Here is a 17,965-nt window from a genome sequence, read left to right on the forward strand (position 1 = left end):
GAACTCAACTTATTACTTCTTTATATTATAAAATAAATCAGAAAAATTTTAAAAACAACCACCCCGCCCAAAATCTGATTAACGAACCACAACCTATGAAATTGGGCACCCCTCCTTGAAAAAAGGAGGGGGATTATTACGTTTCTACAATTATAATATAATAATTTTCAAAAACTTAGAGCTATCCATAGTACACATCCACCTCCTTCGAAGAGTTCTTTCCTTTAAATACTCCATCAACTTAAACGCTCACCACCATCTACGGGTATTATACAACCGTTAATCCACTTTGCTTCGTCTTTGCATAATAAGTATACTACATTGGCCACATCTTCTGGTGTTGTTAAACGCTTAAATGGGCTTCGTAATAACGTATGTTCTTTTATCTTTTCACTTCCTGGAATTGCTCTTAATGATGCCGTATCTGTAACTCCGGCTTGTATACAATTTGCTTTAATCCCAAATGGAGCGAATTCTAATGCTATATTTCTGGTTATAGCTTCTAGAGCCGTTTTCGCTGCAGAAACCGCCGCATAATTTGGCCATGGTTTCGAATTTCCTTCACTTGTAAAACTTATTATTCTACTGTCTTCGGCAAATAAATCAACATCAAATAGAGCTTTTGTCCAATCAAATAAACTAAATGCCATCGCATCTAAGGTCAAGTGAAAATCGTCATTTTTTAAGGTAGGTTTATCATAAGCAACCATCGGTTTTAGGTTCCCTTTGGCAACACTGTGCACCATCACTTTTACTTTTCCTGTATCACCAAATTTAGTAATAATCTTATCGATAATCTCGGTTCTTGAGGCTAGCTTAAAAGCATCTTCATTAAAATCAAGCAACGCTACACCCTCTTGTTGTATTATTGAAAATTCCTTTTCAATTTGAGGCATTTCTGAACGTCTATTTCTATGAACAATTACAATATTAAGTCCATGTTTTGCTAGTTTTTTAGCAGTTGCTAAGCCCAGGCCACTAGAACCTCCTAAAATCAATGCCCATTCGTTATGTTGAAATTCTTTTACCATTTTAATAAAACTCTTTGTGCTGAAAAACCTGGACCAAAACTCAACATTAATCCAATATCGCCTTTTGGTAATTTCTTATCCATAAATCGTTCTAATACATATAAAACGGTTGCACTAGACATATTTCCATATTGTTTCAATACATCTTTTGTATCATCTATGTTTTTACCTAATGTGCCAAATAATTCTTCAACGGTTTGTACTATTTTTTTTCCTCCAGGGTGAAAAATAAGATGATCTACATCTTCTATTTTTAATTTATTTCTTTCTAAAAACGGATGTACAATAGCCGGAAAATGATTGGCAATTGTTTCCGGAACAGACTTGTCTAAAATCATTTGCAGACCTGAATTCCGCAATTTAAAACCCATCATTTTTTCGGCGTCATAAAAATGATACATGGCATCATCTAAAATTTCTGGACCTTCTTCATTTTCATAAGAAGATAAGATAACAGAAGCTGCTCCGTCTCCAAAAATAGCAGCACTCACAATATTAACCATAGAATAATCGTCTAGCTGAAAAGTAGCCGTTGGCGATTCAACTGCGATAACTGCTGCTCGCTTATTTGGATTGGCTTTTAAAAAGTTCTTCGCATAAATAATACCTGAAACTCCTGCGGCACATCCCATTTCTGTTACTGGTAACCGAACAATATCTTGACGCATTTTTAAACGATTAATTAAATATGCATCTAAAGAAGGAATCATTATGCCCGTACAACTGACAGTAATTATAAAATCTATATCCTCAGCATTTAATTTCGCTTTATCCAATGATTTTTGCAATGCAGATTCTGCTAATTTGATAGACTCTCTACTATAAATATCATTCTTTTCTTCAAACGATGAATTTAAAAAAACTTCATGAGCATCCATAATGGAATAGCGTTTATCTACGCCTGCATTTTCAAACAACTTTATTACTTTTCGTTGAAAGCGTTCCTCTTGACCCGTTAACCAAGTTTTTATATATGGTAAAATCTCCTTGGTAGTTCTCGTATATTGTGGTAGTTGTTTTGCAACTGCTGTTATTTTTACACTCATTTATTTTTGAATTATCCATTGAAAACGAAAAGCCCATTTCCAATTAATTTCACTTTTAACATTCAATTCATTAGACATTTTCTCCAACTCTTTTCTTTTAAACCCTCGTAAAACAGATGTGAGCCCATCTTGTTTCACCATATGGTTTTTTATAAACAAACCCAATCCTTTAAATAAATAATAGGCCATTTTATGACGGTGTAAATCATTTACAAGAATTCCTAATTTTGCCGTTTTTAGCAGCTCTGAAAGCAATGTTATCAATTGCTCTTTTTTAAAATGATGCAAAAACAACGTTGCCAATACTAAATCATATGTTAACAACTTGAATTCTTCAGAAAAAATATCTTGTTGAAGATACATAATTTCAGGATAATCTACAGATAATTTTTGAGCATACTCAATTGCACATGCATTGGCATCGACCCCAATGAGTTTAAAATTAAAATGATTCTTTTTAAGATATTGTGCAACAATTCGTAACATATCACCATTACCACAACCTAAATCAATTATAGTTAGTGGTTTGTGTTTTGGATACTTTTTAAGTACTGTTTTTAAACCACTTAACGTAACGCTATTTCCCCCCAACCATTTGTTGATATTGGCTAACTGATCTAAGGTATTTTCAAGTATAGCACCATCAATGGAAAAATCATCCATAATTTCTATGGCATCAGTTCTGTATTTAGTATTTATAAAAAAGCTCATTCTACTTTAAGGGGTTTACCATGGGTTTGTTGTATAATTTTAGGTAATAAACTTGGAAAGCTTTGCAGACCATATAACATCAATTCAGAAAATGCTTGCATCCTGAATAATTTAGCAATGAAATGTCCCGTTTTTAATCGTGACTTAAATTCATTATTCCATTTTTTATCATAATTTTTTTCTAGTTCTTGTCTAGATATTTTATTACCAAAAAAATCAATGATCAATTCAGATGCAATCTTCGCTCCATGAATAGCCATACTCATTCCATTTCCACACAATGGGTGAATCATGCCAGCGGTATCTCCACACATAATGATATGGTTATCTACTGGATTTTTTGATGAAAATGAAACTTGACTTATCGTTAATGGTTTTTCAAAAACGGGAATAGAATTTTCGAACATTTCTTTTAAGTAGGTATTTTTATAAAGTACTTTTTGTTGAAAATCATCAATGTTTTTATACTTTTTAAATGCCTTATAATTGGTAATATAACACAAATTAATGTGGTTATTTTCTACTTTCGATACACCACAATACCCTCCTTTAAAATTGTGAAGGGCTACCAAATCATTTGGAAAATCAAACTTTACATGTGTTTTAACCGCCAAATAAGGAGAATCATTTTTTATAAAATCTCTTTTTAATTGCACATCAATAGCCGAGCGCTTTCCATAGGCCCCAATAACAACCTTAGAAATATAATTTTGTTGCATTTTAGTAAAAACAGAGAATTCATCATTTTGAAAAGTAATATCAACAACGGAATCTTTAATAATTTTTACACCATTTTCAATAGCTTTTTCTGCCAACAACTGATCTAAGGTATATCTACTAATTCCGAAGCCACCTAACGGTAATGTAGTTTCTATTAATTTACTATCTACGGTGCTAATTGCAAACTTTGTAATTTTCTTAGCTCCGTACTCATGTGGATTAACTTCCAAAAAACTTAAATAAGGCAAGACCTCATTAGATATGTACTCACCACAGACTTTATGTTTAGGATACTCATTTTTTTCAATGACAGTTACATGAACTCCCTGCTTTGAAAGATGTATGGCACTTACAAGACCTGCTAATCCGCCGCCTACAATGATTACATCTTTTTTTTGATTCATATTATTTGTTACCTTTAAAGTTTACTTGAATTTTAACGGTATCTGATAGTACCCAACTACTTTCACCTACTCCATAATCTAATCTGTTAATTGAAAAGCTAGATTTCATAACTATTGAGCTACCATTTTCAATTACTTCTAATGGAATTTCAATCGTTTTTGTGGTTTTCTTAATTTTTAATTTGGCTGTTAATTGGTATTGGTTTGCTGCTTTTTTTACAATTATAGTGGAAGTCAATTTAATAGTACTAAAGGTTTCCTCTTCAAAATAATCTGCGGTTCTTAAATGCTTGTCTCTTTTATTATTATCAGTATCAATCGAACTCACCTGAATAGTCCCTTTTATAAAGCTTCTTTCTAGATTATTTGAATTAAAATTAGCCGAAACAGCAACATCTTTAAATTTTCCATCAACATTAAACCCCATATTTTTAATCTTAAAATCTACTGATGCTGAATTTTGAGTGAGTTCCTGTGATGATACACTAAACACTGACAAACAAAAAACAATAATTAATTTAAGTTTCATAATTTATTCCATTAGTGATGCTAATTCCTTACCTACTAAAAAACCGATAGCAATACCCATACCGCCTAGTCGAACACCGCATGTTACATGGTTACTAATTGGCTTAACTATCGCTTTTTTTTGATTACCAACCCCCATAACACCACTCCATCTGAAATCAATTTCAAACTTTTTATTCGGTAAAATAATAGTCGATAAAATTTCTTCCAGCTTATTCTGTATCAATTCAGTTTGTCCAAACGTGGTGGTTTCTTCAGTTTTAAAGTCTAAGTTTCTTCCTCCTCCAAGTAAAACTCTATTATTAATGTTTCTAAAGTAAAAATAGCCCTTATCTAAGTGAAAAGTACCTCTAATAGATAAATCTTTAATCGGTTTGGTAATTAACACTTGTGCTCTTGCAGGCTCCACTTCAATTTTTAGCAATTGCTTTGCGAAGCCGTTCGTTGCTATCAACAACTTTTTAGTCGAAAATTCACCAATACTCGTTTTTACAGTAACACCGTTCAACTGTTCCGTGTAATTTATAACACTACAACTGTTCAGTATTTTTACTCCCTTCATTTGAACTTTCCGAAGTAGTTCTGACATCATTTTACCGGTATCAATTTGCCCTTCAAATGGGTTAAAAGCGAGTTTTTTATTTACTTTTAAAAAATGAAACGCATCATCATCAAAGGAAAATACTTCTTTTTTAAAAACACCATGTAAGAGTTTATTTACAGCTTCTTTTTTATCATAACACTCATTAAATACAGTAGCATCATTAAATAATTCATATCCACCTAATTGCTGATAATCGATGAATTTATCTCCTACTATTTTTCTTAATAACAGTAACCCATCCCAACGCTTTTGAACCAAATCATAAACTTCTTGCTCTGAATGCGACTTTAAATCGTCGATAATTTCAGATAAGCTACCAAAACAAGCAAAGCCCGCATTTTTCGTACTTGCCCCATGGGGTAACATTCCCCTTTCCAAAATAAGAATAGTTGCTTTTGGATATTTTTCATTTAAAAACAAGGCCGTGCTTAATCCGACAATACCACTACCTACAATGGTAAAGTCTACATTTGTAAACCATGATTTTATTTCCCAATAACTTAAGTTCATTTTTTAAAGATAAGGTAATTATTAGAATTCTAAACCCCTCCACCTTCGGCACCTCTCCTTGAAAAAAGGGGAGGAACCAACGGAGCATTACCAATTAAAATTTCTATTTTAGTGAAAATTTTAGATCAAATGGATAAAAATAGATGTGCTTGGTGTGGAAATGACCCTTTGTATATGGCTTACCATGATGAGGAATGGGGCGTACCTGTTTATGACGACGCTAAATTATTCGAATTCTTAGTATTGGAAACTTTTCAAGCGGGATTAAGTTGGATAACTATACTCAAAAAGCGAGAAAATTTCAGAGAAGCATTTGACAATTTTGATTATAAAAAAATAGCAAAATATGGTGAAGACAAATACGAGTCTTTACTTCAAGATGCTGGAATTATTAGAAACAAATTAAAAATAAGAGCCACCATTTCTAATGCAAAAGCATATATGGAAATTCAGAAAGAATTTGGTTCTTTTTCAGATTATATTTGGGAATTTACCAAAGGGAAACCCATAAAAAACAAACACAAAAGTATGTCTGATGTTCCTGCAACAACTGATTTATCAGATAAACTATCTAAAGATTTAAAAAAACGCGGATTCAAATTTGTAGGTAGTACTGTTATTTATGCAAACATGCAAGCCACGGGTATGGTAAACGATCATGTTGCAGATTGTTTTAGATATAGTGAAGTATAGTTTAGAGAATAGAGAATAGAGAATAGAGAATAGAGAATTAAACGATTCTCTATTAGTAATAGTATTGAGTTTGCAATCGTATATATTTTAGACTTTCACATCAATCTCAGTTAAGTCACAGGTTAAAAAACCTATACTAATTCATACAACTTAAGTCTTTATTCAACCTCAGGCACTTCCTTAATAGGTACAAATATTTCCGTTCTTAAATCTGCTGGGTTTGGTATACCTGCGGTACTATTAATATAAACTTCCATTGCAGGTAACACTTCTAACTTCTCTAAATTATTAGTAGTTATATGTTTTTCCGTAGCTTCCCAAGCTTCTTTTAAGTTTTTATAATCCCCTTTTAGTGTTGTTTTTATTGCCGTAAATGGCTTAAGCATTCCCGTTAAAATATCGCTATCCTTATCAGTAATCACCTTTTCCATAACAGGAATAGCCACTGACATGATTACTGCATTATTTTCTCTATCGTATTTATGATACAATATAAATGGTGGGCCAGTCAGCGTAATATTTTTGTTTTTTGCGTAGGTGGCAATTTTTGGTAACATTCGTTCCATAGTACGTAACACTTCTTCTGTTTTACAAGAGGTTGTTTGATATAAATAATATCCTCCACCATGTGTAGTTACCCCGTTAATGGTTACGCTATATTTTTGCATCACAGCATTAACAATACTATCCAATTTAACCAATCCTAGCTCATAATCTGGTCCAATTTGCTCATCCATTCCACCGCTAAATGCCATGTAAGCCTTTGACATAAAATCTAAATCACCTTTCATACTCCAAGTAACTGAGGTTCCTTTATCAACTTTTCTAAATTTCCAATACACATTTGATGTAGACTCCCACGGCGTAATAAAAGTAATTTTCTGGCTAATACTATCTTGTTGCACAGACAAGGTTTCCATACTACCTTCTCCAGTAACGTCGCCCTTCCATGCATAAGAAGCTCCTACACCACTCGTTTTATCTCCATAAGTTAATTTTGCTTCTGGGTCTTTTCCTAACCAAGGTGACCAGCTAGACCATGTTTTGTATTCATTCACCACATTAAAAACCACTTCAACGGGTGCATCAATTACTTTGGTTCGCTCTACACTATAACTATTTTCAAGTGTGGCTATATAAATGGATCCTGCTACTACTACTAAAAGTAACAATAAAAATACATACTTTAGAGCTTTCATTCTTTACTATTTGGAGTTAATGACTGATTTAAACGGTTTACTTTCTTTAAAAATAGGTCTTTTTAAAATAAATGCAAAACAGTCCAATCTGGTTCTATACAAATGTAAGGTTTTATAGCTATTTTGCCTATTTTTGTATAAATATATAAAACTATAGCTGATATGAAAATCAAATATCTTTTAAACATACTTTTGCTTACCGCTTTTTTCTGGTCATGTGATAAAAAAGACCAAAACAAGAGCGAAGATGTTGGGGTAACCGAAGAGAAAGAATTTAAAACTGAAGTTGAACAGTTTGCTGACATTAAGATTTTAAGATACGAAATACCTGGTTTTGAAGCCCTGACATTGAAAGAGAAGAAACTGGTGTATTATTTAAGTCAAGCTGGATTGGCGGGTCGTGATATTATGTGGGATCAAAACTATCGCTACAACTTACCAATCAGAAATGCTTTAGAAAATATTTACACGTCATACAAAGGAGATAAATCTAACGAAGATTGGAAAAACTTTGAAGTTTATTTAAAGCGTGTCTGGTTTGCTAATGGTATTCATCATCATTATTCAACAATGAAAATGAAGCCTAGTTTTTCAAAAACCTATCTTGAAGGATTGTTAAAAGATACAAACACAACACTTGATGCTGAAATAATCGATGTATTATTTAATGATAAAGATTCTAAAAAAGTCAACCTATCTAAGGATGCTGATATCGTTTTAGAATCTGCCGTTAATTTTTACGGACCTGATGTAACTACACAAGATGTAGAAAATTATTATGGTGCCATTAAAGTTGATGAAGCAAAACCTATAGAAAAAGGGTTGAACACAAGATTGGTAAAAGAAAATGGAAAATTAGTTGAACAGGTTTATAAATCAGGTGGATTGTACGGTTCAGCTATTGATGAAATTATTAAATGGTTAGCAAAAGCTCAAGAGGTTGCCGAAAACGAAAATCAGGCTAAAGCATTGGGACTTTTAATTGAATTTTACAAAACAGGTGATATCCATTCTTGGGATGAATATGCTATTGCTTGGGTAACATCTACCGAAGGTAACATTGATTGGATTAATGGGTTTATAGAAGTATATAACGACCCTAAAGGCTATAAAGGTTCTTACGAAAGTATCGTACAATTGAAGGATTTTGAAATGTCTAAAAAAATGTCAGTATTATCTGGAAACGCTCAATGGTTTGAGGATAATTCTCCATTAATGGATCAACATAAAAAGAAAAATGTTGTTGGTGTTTCATATAAAACAGTGAATGTTGCCGCAGAAGCTGGTGACGCTTCACCGAGTACGCCAATAGGTGTTAACTTACCAAATAACAATTGGATTAGACAAGAGCATGGTAGTAAATCAGTTTCTTTAGGAAATATTATTGCGGCTTATAACAGTGCTGGTGGTACTGACAGACTTAAAGAATTTGCTTACGATGAAGAAGAAATTAAATTAGAAGAAGAATATGGTAAGCAAGCAGATAAATTACATACTGCATTGCACGAGGTTGTTGGACATGCTTCTGGACAAATCAATAAAGGAGTCGGTACTCCAAAAGAAACCTTGAAATCATATAAATCTACCATTGAAGAAGGCCGTGCAGACTTAGTGGGGCTTTATTATTTATACAATTCAAAAATACAGGAAATAGGTCTTGTTGATAACTGGGAAAACATAGGTAAATCGGCTTATGATGGCTATATCAGAAACGGATTGCTAACCCAATTGATAAGACTTAATTTAGGTGATGATGTTGAAGAAGCACATATGAGAAACAGACAATGGGTTTCGGCTTGGGCGTATGAGCAAGGAAAAAAGGACAACGTTATTGAAAAAATAGAAAGAGATGGTAAGACATACTATAACATTAATGATTACGCCAAGTTAAGAGAAATTTTTGGTAAATTGTTAAGAGAAACGCAACGTATTACTTCTGAAGGTGATTATGAGGCTGCTAAAAACTTAGTAGAAAATTATGGTGTAAAAGTTGACCAAGATATTCATAAAGAAATTTTAGAACGTAATAGCCAGTTTAAATCTGCTCCATACAGTGGCTTTGTAAATCCTGTTTTAGTGCCTGTAACCGATAAAGAGGGTGAAATTACAGATGTAAAAGTTACACAGCCTGAAACTTTTGCAGGACAAATGTTAGACTATGCAAAATCTTATGAATTTTTAAAATAACAGAATAAAGATCAAAAAAAATCACTTTATGATTAAAGCTTTATAAATGACAGGTGTTGTAACAAAATCAACGGGGAGTTGGTATTCGGTAAGGGTTGATAATGACACAGTTATTGATTGCCGGATTAAAGGAAAATTCCGTTTAAGCGGTATAAAAAGTACAAATCCCGTTACAGTAGGAGACGTTGTTGATTTCGATATGGAAGCTGATAATGAAAATGGTATTATCAATAAAATTCATAAACGAAAGAATTATATTATTAGAAAATCTGTTAATCTATCAAAGCAAACGCATATTATTGCTGCAAATATTGATCAGGTTTTTTTATTAGTAACCATAGATAATCCACCAACATCTACCTCATTTATAGATCGCTTTTTAGCTACTGCTGAAGCCTACTCAATACCAGCGGTAATTTTATTTAATAAAATTGATTTATACAGTAAAGAGTTGTTGGCTAAAAAACAAGCCATTGAAAAAACGTATAGAGATATTGGTTATGAATGTCTAGATGTATCTGCCACTGAAAAAATAAATATTGATAAGTTAAAAATATTTATGAAAGATAAAGTGAGTATGTTTTCAGGACATTCAGGTGTTGGTAAATCAACCTTAATCAATGCTGTTTTTCCTGAGTTAGATTTAAAAACGGCTAAAATATCATCACAGCATAAACAAGGACAACACACTACAACATTTGCAGAAATGTTTGTACTGCCTTTCGGCGGATATATTATTGACACCCCTGGAATTAAAGGTTTTGGAGTGGTCGACTTTGAAAAACATGAAATTGGAGATTATTTTCCTGAATTTTTTGCCATAAAACAACATTGTAAGTTTAACAATTGTTTGCACCTGAACGAACCTGATTGTGCTATTAAAAAGGCCGTTGAAAATGCTGAAATTTCCGAATCTAGATATGTAAGCTATCTACAATTATTAGAAGGCGAAAATGAAAATTACCGGATTGACGACTGGAGTTAAAAATTAGCTGGCATTAGCAGCATTCAGTGACAGTAGCAGTTTAAAATTAAATTTCAAATTAAGTTTTGTAATAACCTTAACGAGATTTCCTCAGGCATTTTAAACTACTTTTAATTAATAAAATTACTGGTATGCCTTCGCTATGACATGGTTACAAATAGTGTCTAGTCTTGTGGATAAATCAACCCAACTTCACATCTAACTTCGTCTAAGATAGAAATCAAATCCATACTGTTTTTATGTGACCAATGTTTGCTTTCAATTTGATTATTTTTCAAACAATTATGACATTCCATAATTTCATGTGAAAACCCAATCCCTTTTGTAGGTAATTCAAACACCTCTTCTTTCCCGTTTTTAACTAAGGTATAACCTTGAGCCATATGCCATTGGTTATGGATATAAATTTCACCTTCAGAACCACTAATACGAGCAATCATTTTGGCGTTTGACATAAAACCACTGTACAATATGGCTTGTGCATTTTCATAATGAAAAATCATTGAAGATTGAACATCGCACTTTGTAGCTTCATTAAAAATAGATTTTGCCAAAATTTCTTTTGGTTTACCCAATAAAGCATAGGTTAAAAAGGCTGGGTATATACCTATATCTAATAATGCTCCACCTCCTAATTTCAAATCAAAAACTCTACTATCTAATGAATGGTTTGATTTAAAAGAAAAATCAGCATTTATGAATTTTATATCGCCAATTTCACCACTATCAATTATTTTTTTTATGGCAACAAATGTTGGGTTAAACCGTGTCCATAAACCTTCCATAAAGAAAAGTCCTTTTTCTTTGGACAAAGCTATCATTTTTGCAGCTTCTACCTTATTAATCGCTAACGGCTTTTCACTCAACACATGTTTATTATGTTGCATCGCTTTTAAGCTCAATTCACAATGTGAACTGTGTGGCGTGGCTATATAAACAATATCTACATCTCCATCTAAAAACAATTCATCATAACTATCATAACACTTTTTTGAATTGTGCTTTTCTCCAAAACTTTTTGCTTTTTCAATACTACGAGAAGCTACAGCTTGTAGCTCTGCATCTTCCATTAAGGCCAAATCACTAGCAAATTTATTAGCTATGTTTCCACAACCTATAATGCCCCATTTAATTTTTACTTTATCCATAATCTTTATAAAAGAACAATATTACGAAAAGTATTATTATATTTAAAATTTTAAACCACCCAAAACTACTTATGACAGATTACGGTTTCCTTTCCATTTTACCCCCAGTATTAGCCATAATTTTAGCCTTAAAAACCAAACAAGTATATGTATCCTTGGTGTTAGGTATTTGGTTATCATGGCTTATCATGAGCGATTGGAACTTTTTAGAAGGTACTTTGGCTACATTAGAAGGTTTTGTAAATGTTTTTAAATCGGAAGGAAATACCAGAACCATAATGTTTAGTGCTTTAGTCGGTGCTTTATTACTATTTATTCAATACTCTCGTGGAGTTGAAGGTTTTGTGAATCAGTTAAATAAACTCATTGTTTATTTTGAAAATAAACAAAGTGGGTATAGCCGCGTAGTGGTTCAATTATTAGCTTTTTTAACTGGAATGGCTCTTTTTGTTGAAACCAGTATTAGTTCTTTAACGGTAGGTACCATTTATCGTCCCGTTTTTGATAAACTTAAAATTCCTCGTGAAAAATTAGCATATATAGCAGATTCAAGCTCAGCTCCATCGTCTATTTTAATACCCTTTAATGCGTGGGGTGCTTTTATAATGGGCTTATTATTAACTCAAGGTGTTGAGAATCCTTTTGGTGTTTTAATGTCTTCTATAAAATATAATTTTTACCCAATTATAGCATTGATTTTAGTTGTAGTTATTATCGTTTCAAAAAAGGATTTTGGTCCAATGGCTAAAGCTGAAAAACGAACGCGTGATACCGGAAAACTATTAAATGACGGCTCTAAACCAATGATTTCTGAAGCCGTAACCTCTTATAAGCCGAAAGAAGGCATTCCTGCTAGGGCTTTTAATATGATTGTCCCTTTGGCAACTATGGTTATTATGATGCCTGTTTGGCTGGCATATACGGGATGGAATAATGTTACAGACGCTACCTCTTGGTTTAATCATTTTGTAACGTCTTTAGGTGAAGGCTCTGGTTCTTCTTCCGTACTTTATGCTGTTACTACCTCTATAGTTGTTGCCATGATATTATACCGCTCGCAAGGATTAATGCGAAGTAGAGAAATGGTTGACCTCATTTTAAAAGGAATTAGTGAATTGATGCCGTTGGCGTTATTAATGTTATTAGCTTTTGCTATTGGAGATGCTTGTAAAGCATTGGGCACAGGACAGTTTGTTGCCAACTGGTCTAAAGACTGGTTATCACCTGAATTTTTACCTGCTATTGTATTTATCATTAGCTCTTTTATAGCCTTTTCTACAGGAACCTCATGGGGAACATTTGCCATAATGTTAGCCATTTCAATACCAATGGCTAATTTACACGGTTCAGATGTTACCTTGGTAGTTGCTGCAACATTGGGTGGTGGTATTTTTGGTGATCACTGCTCCCCTATATCAGACACCTCCATAATTTCCTCCATGGCATCGGCCAGTGACCATATTGACCATGTACGAACACAACTGCCGTATGCATTGTTTGGTGGGGCAATTACGGTGATTTTATATTTAATTTTAGGATTTACAATGTAAAAAAGGTAAGAGGTACAAGGTTGGAAGTCCGAGATGAAAAAAGATGGAAGAACGAAGTCGCTTTTAACCTAACTCCTTTTGGTATAAATTATAGACACCCAAGGGTAATTCCTTTTGTCTCACTAATATAAACCCAAGGTTTTCGTAGTATGTACAAAGTTTAGTGTTTGTAGCATCACAATCCAATCTTAAATACTCATAATCATCCTTTTTCGCGTTCTTCTCAATTAGTAACACAACCTGTTTTCCCAAATTATTACCAGAAAAAACATTGTCTACAACCAACGAGTGAATATACTTTGACTTATCATTCATTTCTCCCCAATAATTTAAATCATTTTCTAAAATTCGGACCATACCCATTACTTTATCATTCTCGTTTTTTATAAAATAAAATTCATTAGTTAAAAAACCATCTTCCACCCATTTAATTTTCCCTTCAGGGGGATCTTGCCAATAATCCCATTGTTTAACATTTTTTTGCTCCAATGTTTTTGATGCCGATTTCAATAAATTGAAAGCTTTTTTTATTTCTTTGGGATTGGCTTGTATTAATGTAAAGTTCATTTAACTTGATTAAACTAAGTCTTAAAGATAATTATTTATTACATACAATCACAAGACCTCACAGGTTTTCAAAACCTGTGAGGTCTATCAATAATTTAAACTTATCTTTGCAAAACAATATGGAAGAAAAAAAAATACATAAAGCAGGATTCGTAAACATCATCGGTAATCCAAACGTAGGTAAATCTACACTAATGAACGCCTTTGTAGGTGAACGTTTATCTATCATTACCTCAAAAGCTCAAACTACACGACATCGTATTTTGGGAATTGTTAATGGTGAAGATTTTCAGATACTATTTTCTGATACACCAGGTATTATAAAACCTGCCTATGAACTACAAGCATCAATGATGGACTTTGTCAAATCTGCTTTTGAAGATGCAGATGTGCTTATCTATATGGTTGAAATTGGTGAAAAAGATTTAAAAGACGAAGCCTTTTTCGAAAAGATTACCAATGCCAAAATTCCCGTTTTGTTATTGATTAATAAAATTGATACATCAAAACAGGAAATCTTGGAAGATCAAATGGTGTATTGGCAAGAAAAAGTACCCAATGCCAGAGTTGTTCCTATTTCGGCATTACAGAATTTTAATATTAAGAGCGTGCTCGAAAACATTATAGAACTGTTACCTGAATCTCCAGCATTTTATCCTAAAGATCAGTTAACGGACAAGCCTGAACGCTTTTTTGTAAATGAAGCCATTAGAGAAAAAATATTAGTACATTACAAAAAGGAGATTCCTTATGCTGTAGAAATTGATACAGAAGAATTTGTTGAAGAACCTAATATTATTAAAATCCGTTCTATTATTATGGTTGAGCGTGAGTCTCAAAAAGGAATTATTATAGGCCATAAAGGTGCAGGATTAAAACGTGTAGGCACGGAAGCCCGTCGTGATTTAGAAAAATTCTTTGATAAAAAAGTATATTTAGAACTCTATGTTAAGGTAAACAAAGACTGGCGTTCCAATAAAAATCAGTTGAAAAGGTTTGGATATAAGGAGTAGGTTAAGACGTACTATTGTAAAAAAATAAATGAAAATTCGAACTAAAAAAATAATTATTAGTTCCAATCTCCTTAAGATTTAAAAAAGTATTGACTCCCAAATTTTCAATTTGGCAGAAATTAAATAATAAATTTAATGTTAACCTTTTAAAAAATAAATCATAAAAGAAGTAATTAAAAACTTTTATGATGAAAAATTTTGTTTATTTAGACTTAACATTCGTTACTTTTTTACTAATCAGTTGTGACACTGAATTAGCCGAAATAGATAATGACGCCCCAGAAATATCCATCTCAATTTCAGGGCCGGGTGTAGAGGTGACTCTAGACAATAACATGGTTACCTCTGATATAGAAATTAACTTGTTACAAAATTCGATATATACGTTTACCATTTCTGCAAATGATGGAGGTACAGGAGGTTTAGAACAGTTCATTTACCAAACTGATTACCGCAATTTTGAAAGAATTTCTGCCGTACCAGACAATTTCATCATCACAACAGTAGATAACCCCGGTGATGACCGAGATTTTATACAATACGACTGGTTAGGAGATAGATCAAATCCAAAAAGTGGAATGATTGGAGGCGGAACGTATAAAACACTTCCATTACCACCAACACATGGGTTACCATCAAGTTCTTTTATTGTAGGTGAAGCAATGGATTTTAGAAATAGCGGTGGGGTAAACAACCAAACTAGAAAGTATTTTAACCTTACCATTGTTAGAGAAAACCCCGGTGTTGTTCAATTATAAAACCAGTACGAACCACTGTCTATTTAAGACAACTGTGAAATCATTTTAATAGGCTTCCCATTGTATATTTCTTTGGAGCAGCACCTAAATAGTTATCCCCATAATTTCTGACATACAAGTGAAATTGTTAAATCTTAGTAAAGATTTAACAATTTCACTTTATAGAAAATACTCAAATACAATACCTTGCATCCATTATTTTTATTAAAAATTAATGATCAAGAACAGCATACCACTTTTTATTGTAACACTTTTGCTGAGTATAAGCGTCAGTTGTAACAAGCAGAAAACAACAAATACCACAGAAAAGGTAGCTGTTGACGTACTTCAAACTGAAATACCTGTCTACGACTTTAACCAATTAGAACCACTACTCTATACCGAGAGTGATAAAATTTATATCGTAAACTTTTGGGCCATGTGGTGTGCTCCGTGCGTTAAAGAATTGCCTTATTTACAAGAGTTTGCTACTCAAAACCCAGAAATAGAATTGATTCTGGTAAGTCTCGATTTTACAAAAGATATAGAAACGAAACTAAAACCGTTTTTAAAGAAAAATAATATTACTGAAAAGGTGGTTTTATTAGATGATCCTGATGCCAATGCATGGATAGATAAAATAGACCCCAATTGGTCAGGTGCCATTCCATTTACCATAATTTTTAACAATAAAAAACGTCTATTTTTTGAACGTGCTTTCGAAGATTTGAAAGATTTAGAAAATGAAATTAATAAAATACGTAACCACTAATAATAAATTTTAAAAATGAAAAAAATCAATTTACTAATAGCATTTGTCTTTATAACGGCAAGTATCATTTCATGTAAAGATAAACCTGCAAACGATAAAGACGTTGCAACCACAGAGCAACATGAAGGCCCTGGTGATCACCCACCAAAAGGAGAAGGTCATCCACCAAGAGGAGACGGTGATAGAAAGGGACCTCCAAAAGGCGGACTTCCTGAGCAAACAAAAACCCTTGAAGAAATTGGAGGCTATAAAATAGGTGATGTAGCTACTGATTTTAATCTCAAAAATGTGGATGGCAATATGGTTTCTTTAGCGGGTATAAAAGATGCGAAAGGCTACATTGTGACGTTTACGTGCAATGGATGTCCTTTTTCTGTACTTTATGAAGATCGTTTAATTGAATTACATAACAAGTACGCGAGTCAAGGCTATTCAGTCATTGCTATTAATCCGAATACGGCATCAGGTGGTGAAAACGAAAGTTACGAAGCCATGCAAAAACGTGCGAAGGAAAAAGGATTCCCTTTTGCATATCTCGTTGACGAAGGTCAAAAAGTAGCACCTCAATATGGTGCGGTAAGAACACCTCATGTATTTTTACTAGATAAAGATAGAAAAGCACAATATATTGGTACCATTGATGACAATTCAAGAGCTCCAGAAAACGTAAAAGTAAAATACGTTGAAGATGCTATTAAAGCATTAGAAAATGAAGAAAAACCAAACCCTAATTTTACAAAGGCGATTGGTTGTCCTGTTAAACCTCATAAAGCTTAATTTAATATTCAGATTCTTTCTGACTATAACAAAAAAGAGGTAAAAAATAGACAATTATTTTTTACCTCTTTTTTATGTTAACACCTTAAGTTTAATCTCTAAATTCTCCAACGGCTTCGTAAAAATCATCTTCGTCTACACCCATATGTTGGCAGATCCATTTTGCACCCAACAGGTGTTTAATGTCATTTTCATTCGTTATTTCTAAGGGTAATTTGCCTTCATTGGTATCTATAAAGTAGACCTCATTTTCGAATGAATAATCTGGAGCTTTATAAGGATATTTTTTAATGGTATTTGTACTCGACTCTACTATTAGTTTAACAGCTGCAACTTCTTCATAATAGACTAACATCCCTCCATTAGTAATAGAATTTACAAAACCTGCAGTGTGTATCTCAGGGTTCACATCAATTACAAGTGCTATATTCCCTTTTAAGGCATCGGCATTTTTAGCTGCTTCAATTACAATAAATTCGTTGCTTTCATCAATAGATTGTTTGCCATTAGCTAAAACAAAATCAACTTGTTTATTATGATAATTTAAAACATGAAGTAACATAGCTGTGATGTTATTTTCATCTTTAGAAGCTAAGATAACAACTCTCGTTTTGCCTTGAACTTGTTGGTATAATTGTTGTTCTGAAATCATTGTGTAAAAATAAATAAAATACAAATTACAAGCACTAAAAAATAAATAACAAATAAATTCTAAAAATGAAAGTCCAAATAACAATTGTGACCATCTAACAATAAAAATTTCGAGTAAGATTCATAAGGTTG

Annotated in this window: 18 protein-coding genes; 8 read left to right on the forward strand and 10 right to left on the reverse strand. The window is 32.8% G+C overall.

The window, feature by feature from the left end; translation table 11 throughout:
* Positions 1–236: 236 nt before the first annotated feature.
* Genes D3P13_RS08670 through D3P13_RS08695 form a run of 6 tightly spaced genes read right to left on the reverse strand, consistent with a single transcriptional unit; the run spans position 237 to position 5,554 of the window.
* Complete coding sequence (locus D3P13_RS08670) at positions 237–1,031, reverse strand: enoyl-ACP reductase FabI (RefSeq protein WP_117881415.1); 795 nt, start codon at positions 1,029–1,031, stop codon at positions 237–239.
* Positions 1,025–2,077 carry a type III polyketide synthase gene (locus D3P13_RS08675; RefSeq protein ID WP_117881417.1) on the reverse strand — a complete coding sequence of 351 codons (1,053 nt, stop codon included), beginning with the start codon at positions 2,075–2,077 and terminating at the stop codon, positions 1,025–1,027. Before D3P13_RS08675 ends, D3P13_RS08670 begins: the two co-directional genes overlap by 7 nt.
* Positions 2,078–2,788, reverse strand: a complete 711-nt coding sequence (locus D3P13_RS08680) for a methyltransferase domain-containing protein (protein ID WP_117881420.1) — start codon at positions 2,786–2,788, stop codon at positions 2,078–2,080.
* The gene (locus tag D3P13_RS08685) at positions 2,785–3,912 is read right to left on the reverse strand and encodes an NAD(P)/FAD-dependent oxidoreductase (protein WP_117881422.1); all 1,128 of its coding nucleotides are present in this window, start codon (positions 3,910–3,912) and stop codon (positions 2,785–2,787) included. The genes D3P13_RS08680 and D3P13_RS08685 overlap by 4 nt, the downstream gene beginning before the upstream one ends.
* A 1-nt stretch (position 3,913) precedes the next feature.
* Positions 3,914–4,441 carry a YceI family protein gene (locus D3P13_RS08690; protein ID WP_117881424.1) on the reverse strand — a complete coding sequence of 176 codons (528 nt, stop codon included), beginning with the start codon at positions 4,439–4,441 and terminating at the stop codon, positions 3,914–3,916.
* Between the two features lie 3 nt (positions 4,442–4,444).
* Positions 4,445–5,554 carry an NAD(P)/FAD-dependent oxidoreductase gene (locus D3P13_RS08695; protein ID WP_117881426.1) on the reverse strand — a complete coding sequence of 370 codons (1,110 nt, stop codon included), beginning with the start codon at positions 5,552–5,554 and terminating at the stop codon, positions 4,445–4,447.
* A 129-nt stretch (positions 5,555–5,683) separates the two neighbouring features.
* On the opposite strand from D3P13_RS08695, the gene D3P13_RS08700 reads away from it, so the two are divergent.
* Complete coding sequence (locus D3P13_RS08700; protein ID WP_117881429.1) at positions 5,684–6,247, forward strand: DNA-3-methyladenine glycosylase I; 564 nt, start codon at positions 5,684–5,686, stop codon at positions 6,245–6,247.
* Positions 6,248–6,405: 158 nt separating this feature from the next.
* Here the strand turns inward: D3P13_RS08700 and D3P13_RS08705 are convergent, their stop codons facing one another.
* Positions 6,406–7,446 (reverse strand): SRPBCC family protein, encoded by a 1,041-nt coding sequence (locus D3P13_RS08705; RefSeq protein WP_117881431.1) that lies wholly within the window; start codon positions 7,444–7,446, stop codon positions 6,406–6,408.
* A gap of 162 nt (positions 7,447–7,608) precedes the next feature.
* Between D3P13_RS08705 and D3P13_RS08710 the strand changes: the two genes are divergently transcribed.
* Positions 7,609–9,633 (forward strand): dipeptidyl-peptidase 3 family protein, encoded by a 2,025-nt coding sequence (locus tag D3P13_RS08710; RefSeq protein ID WP_117881433.1) that lies wholly within the window; start codon positions 7,609–7,611, stop codon positions 9,631–9,633.
* Between the two features lie 46 nt (positions 9,634–9,679).
* Complete coding sequence (gene rsgA / locus D3P13_RS08715) at positions 9,680–10,618, forward strand: ribosome small subunit-dependent GTPase A (RefSeq protein WP_117881435.1); 939 nt, start codon at positions 9,680–9,682, stop codon at positions 10,616–10,618.
* A 164-nt stretch (positions 10,619–10,782) separates the two neighbouring features.
* Here the strand turns inward: rsgA and D3P13_RS08720 are convergent, their stop codons facing one another.
* Entirely contained in the window at positions 10,783–11,766 is a 984-nt protein-coding gene (locus D3P13_RS08720) for a Gfo/Idh/MocA family protein (protein WP_117881437.1), read from the reverse strand.
* A gap of 71 nt (positions 11,767–11,837) precedes the next feature.
* On the opposite strand from D3P13_RS08720, the gene D3P13_RS08725 reads away from it, so the two are divergent.
* Entirely contained in the window at positions 11,838–13,316 is a 1,479-nt protein-coding gene (locus D3P13_RS08725) for a Na+/H+ antiporter NhaC family protein (protein ID WP_117881439.1), read from the forward strand.
* A 63-nt stretch (positions 13,317–13,379) separates the two neighbouring features.
* Here the strand turns inward: D3P13_RS08725 and D3P13_RS08730 are convergent, their stop codons facing one another.
* Positions 13,380–13,883, reverse strand: a complete 504-nt coding sequence (locus D3P13_RS08730; protein WP_117881441.1) for a GNAT family N-acetyltransferase — start codon at positions 13,881–13,883, stop codon at positions 13,380–13,382.
* Positions 13,884–14,002: 119 nt separating this feature from the next.
* Between D3P13_RS08730 and era the strand changes: the two genes are divergently transcribed.
* From era to D3P13_RS08750, 4 genes are all read left to right on the forward strand, one after another.
* Positions 14,003–14,896 carry a GTPase Era gene (era, locus tag D3P13_RS08735; protein WP_117881443.1) on the forward strand — a complete coding sequence of 298 codons (894 nt, stop codon included), beginning with the start codon at positions 14,003–14,005 and terminating at the stop codon, positions 14,894–14,896.
* A 185-nt stretch (positions 14,897–15,081) separates the two neighbouring features.
* A complete protein-coding gene (locus tag D3P13_RS08740) occupies positions 15,082–15,654 on the forward strand; it encodes a hypothetical protein (protein WP_117881446.1) in 573 nt (190 codons plus the stop codon).
* Between the two features lie 214 nt (positions 15,655–15,868).
* Positions 15,869–16,405, forward strand: coding sequence for a TlpA family protein disulfide reductase (locus tag D3P13_RS08745; protein ID WP_117881448.1), 537 nt, complete (start codon positions 15,869–15,871; stop codon positions 16,403–16,405).
* A gap of 15 nt (positions 16,406–16,420) precedes the next feature.
* Positions 16,421–17,182: a thioredoxin family protein gene (locus D3P13_RS08750; RefSeq protein ID WP_117881450.1), complete on the forward strand. Its 762-nt coding sequence runs from the start codon at positions 16,421–16,423 to the stop codon at positions 17,180–17,182.
* A 91-nt stretch (positions 17,183–17,273) separates the two neighbouring features.
* Here D3P13_RS08750 and D3P13_RS08755 read toward each other — a convergent pair whose 3' ends face one another.
* Positions 17,274–17,834 carry a Mur ligase domain-containing protein gene (locus D3P13_RS08755; RefSeq protein WP_117881452.1) on the reverse strand — a complete coding sequence of 187 codons (561 nt, stop codon included), beginning with the start codon at positions 17,832–17,834 and terminating at the stop codon, positions 17,274–17,276.
* Between the last annotated feature and the right edge of the window lie 131 nt (positions 17,835–17,965).

The sequence above is a fragment of the Aureibaculum luteum genome (assembly GCF_003449015.1).
Taxonomy (GTDB): Bacteria; Bacteroidota; Bacteroidia; order Flavobacteriales; family Flavobacteriaceae; genus Aureibaculum; species Aureibaculum luteum.

Coding starts and splice junctions, on each gene's coding strand:
- D3P13_RS08670 (WP_117881415.1), bottom strand. CDS start 1,031: ATGGTAAAAGAATTTCAACATAACGAATGGGCATTGATTTTAGGAGGT.
- D3P13_RS08675 (WP_117881417.1), bottom strand. CDS start 2,077: ATGAGTGTAAAAATAACAGCAGTTGCAAAACAACTACCACAATATACG.
- D3P13_RS08680 (WP_117881420.1), bottom strand. CDS start 2,788: ATGAGCTTTTTTATAAATACTAAATACAGAACTGATGCCATAGAAATT.
- D3P13_RS08685 (WP_117881422.1), bottom strand. CDS start 3,912: ATGAATCAAAAAAAAGATGTAATCATTGTAGGCGGCGGATTAGCAGGT.
- D3P13_RS08690 (WP_117881424.1), bottom strand. CDS start 4,441: ATGAAACTTAAATTAATTATTGTTTTTTGTTTGTCAGTGTTTAGTGTA.
- D3P13_RS08695 (WP_117881426.1), bottom strand. CDS start 5,554: ATGAACTTAAGTTATTGGGAAATAAAATCATGGTTTACAAATGTAGAC.
- D3P13_RS08700 (WP_117881429.1), top strand. CDS start 5,684: ATGGATAAAAATAGATGTGCTTGGTGTGGAAATGACCCTTTGTATATG.
- D3P13_RS08705 (WP_117881431.1), bottom strand. CDS start 7,446: ATGAAAGCTCTAAAGTATGTATTTTTATTGTTACTTTTAGTAGTAGTA.
- D3P13_RS08710 (WP_117881433.1), top strand. CDS start 7,609: ATGAAAATCAAATATCTTTTAAACATACTTTTGCTTACCGCTTTTTTC.
- rsgA (WP_117881435.1), top strand. CDS start 9,680: ATGACAGGTGTTGTAACAAAATCAACGGGGAGTTGGTATTCGGTAAGG.
- D3P13_RS08720 (WP_117881437.1), bottom strand. CDS start 11,766: ATGGATAAAGTAAAAATTAAATGGGGCATTATAGGTTGTGGAAACATA.
- D3P13_RS08725 (WP_117881439.1), top strand. CDS start 11,838: ATGACAGATTACGGTTTCCTTTCCATTTTACCCCCAGTATTAGCCATA.
- D3P13_RS08730 (WP_117881441.1), bottom strand. CDS start 13,883: ATGAACTTTACATTAATACAAGCCAATCCCAAAGAAATAAAAAAAGCT.
- era (WP_117881443.1), top strand. CDS start 14,003: ATGGAAGAAAAAAAAATACATAAAGCAGGATTCGTAAACATCATCGGT.
- D3P13_RS08740 (WP_117881446.1), top strand. CDS start 15,082: ATGATGAAAAATTTTGTTTATTTAGACTTAACATTCGTTACTTTTTTA.
- D3P13_RS08745 (WP_117881448.1), top strand. CDS start 15,869: ATGATCAAGAACAGCATACCACTTTTTATTGTAACACTTTTGCTGAGT.
- D3P13_RS08750 (WP_117881450.1), top strand. CDS start 16,421: ATGAAAAAAATCAATTTACTAATAGCATTTGTCTTTATAACGGCAAGT.
- D3P13_RS08755 (WP_117881452.1), bottom strand. CDS start 17,834: ATGATTTCAGAACAACAATTATACCAACAAGTTCAAGGCAAAACGAGA.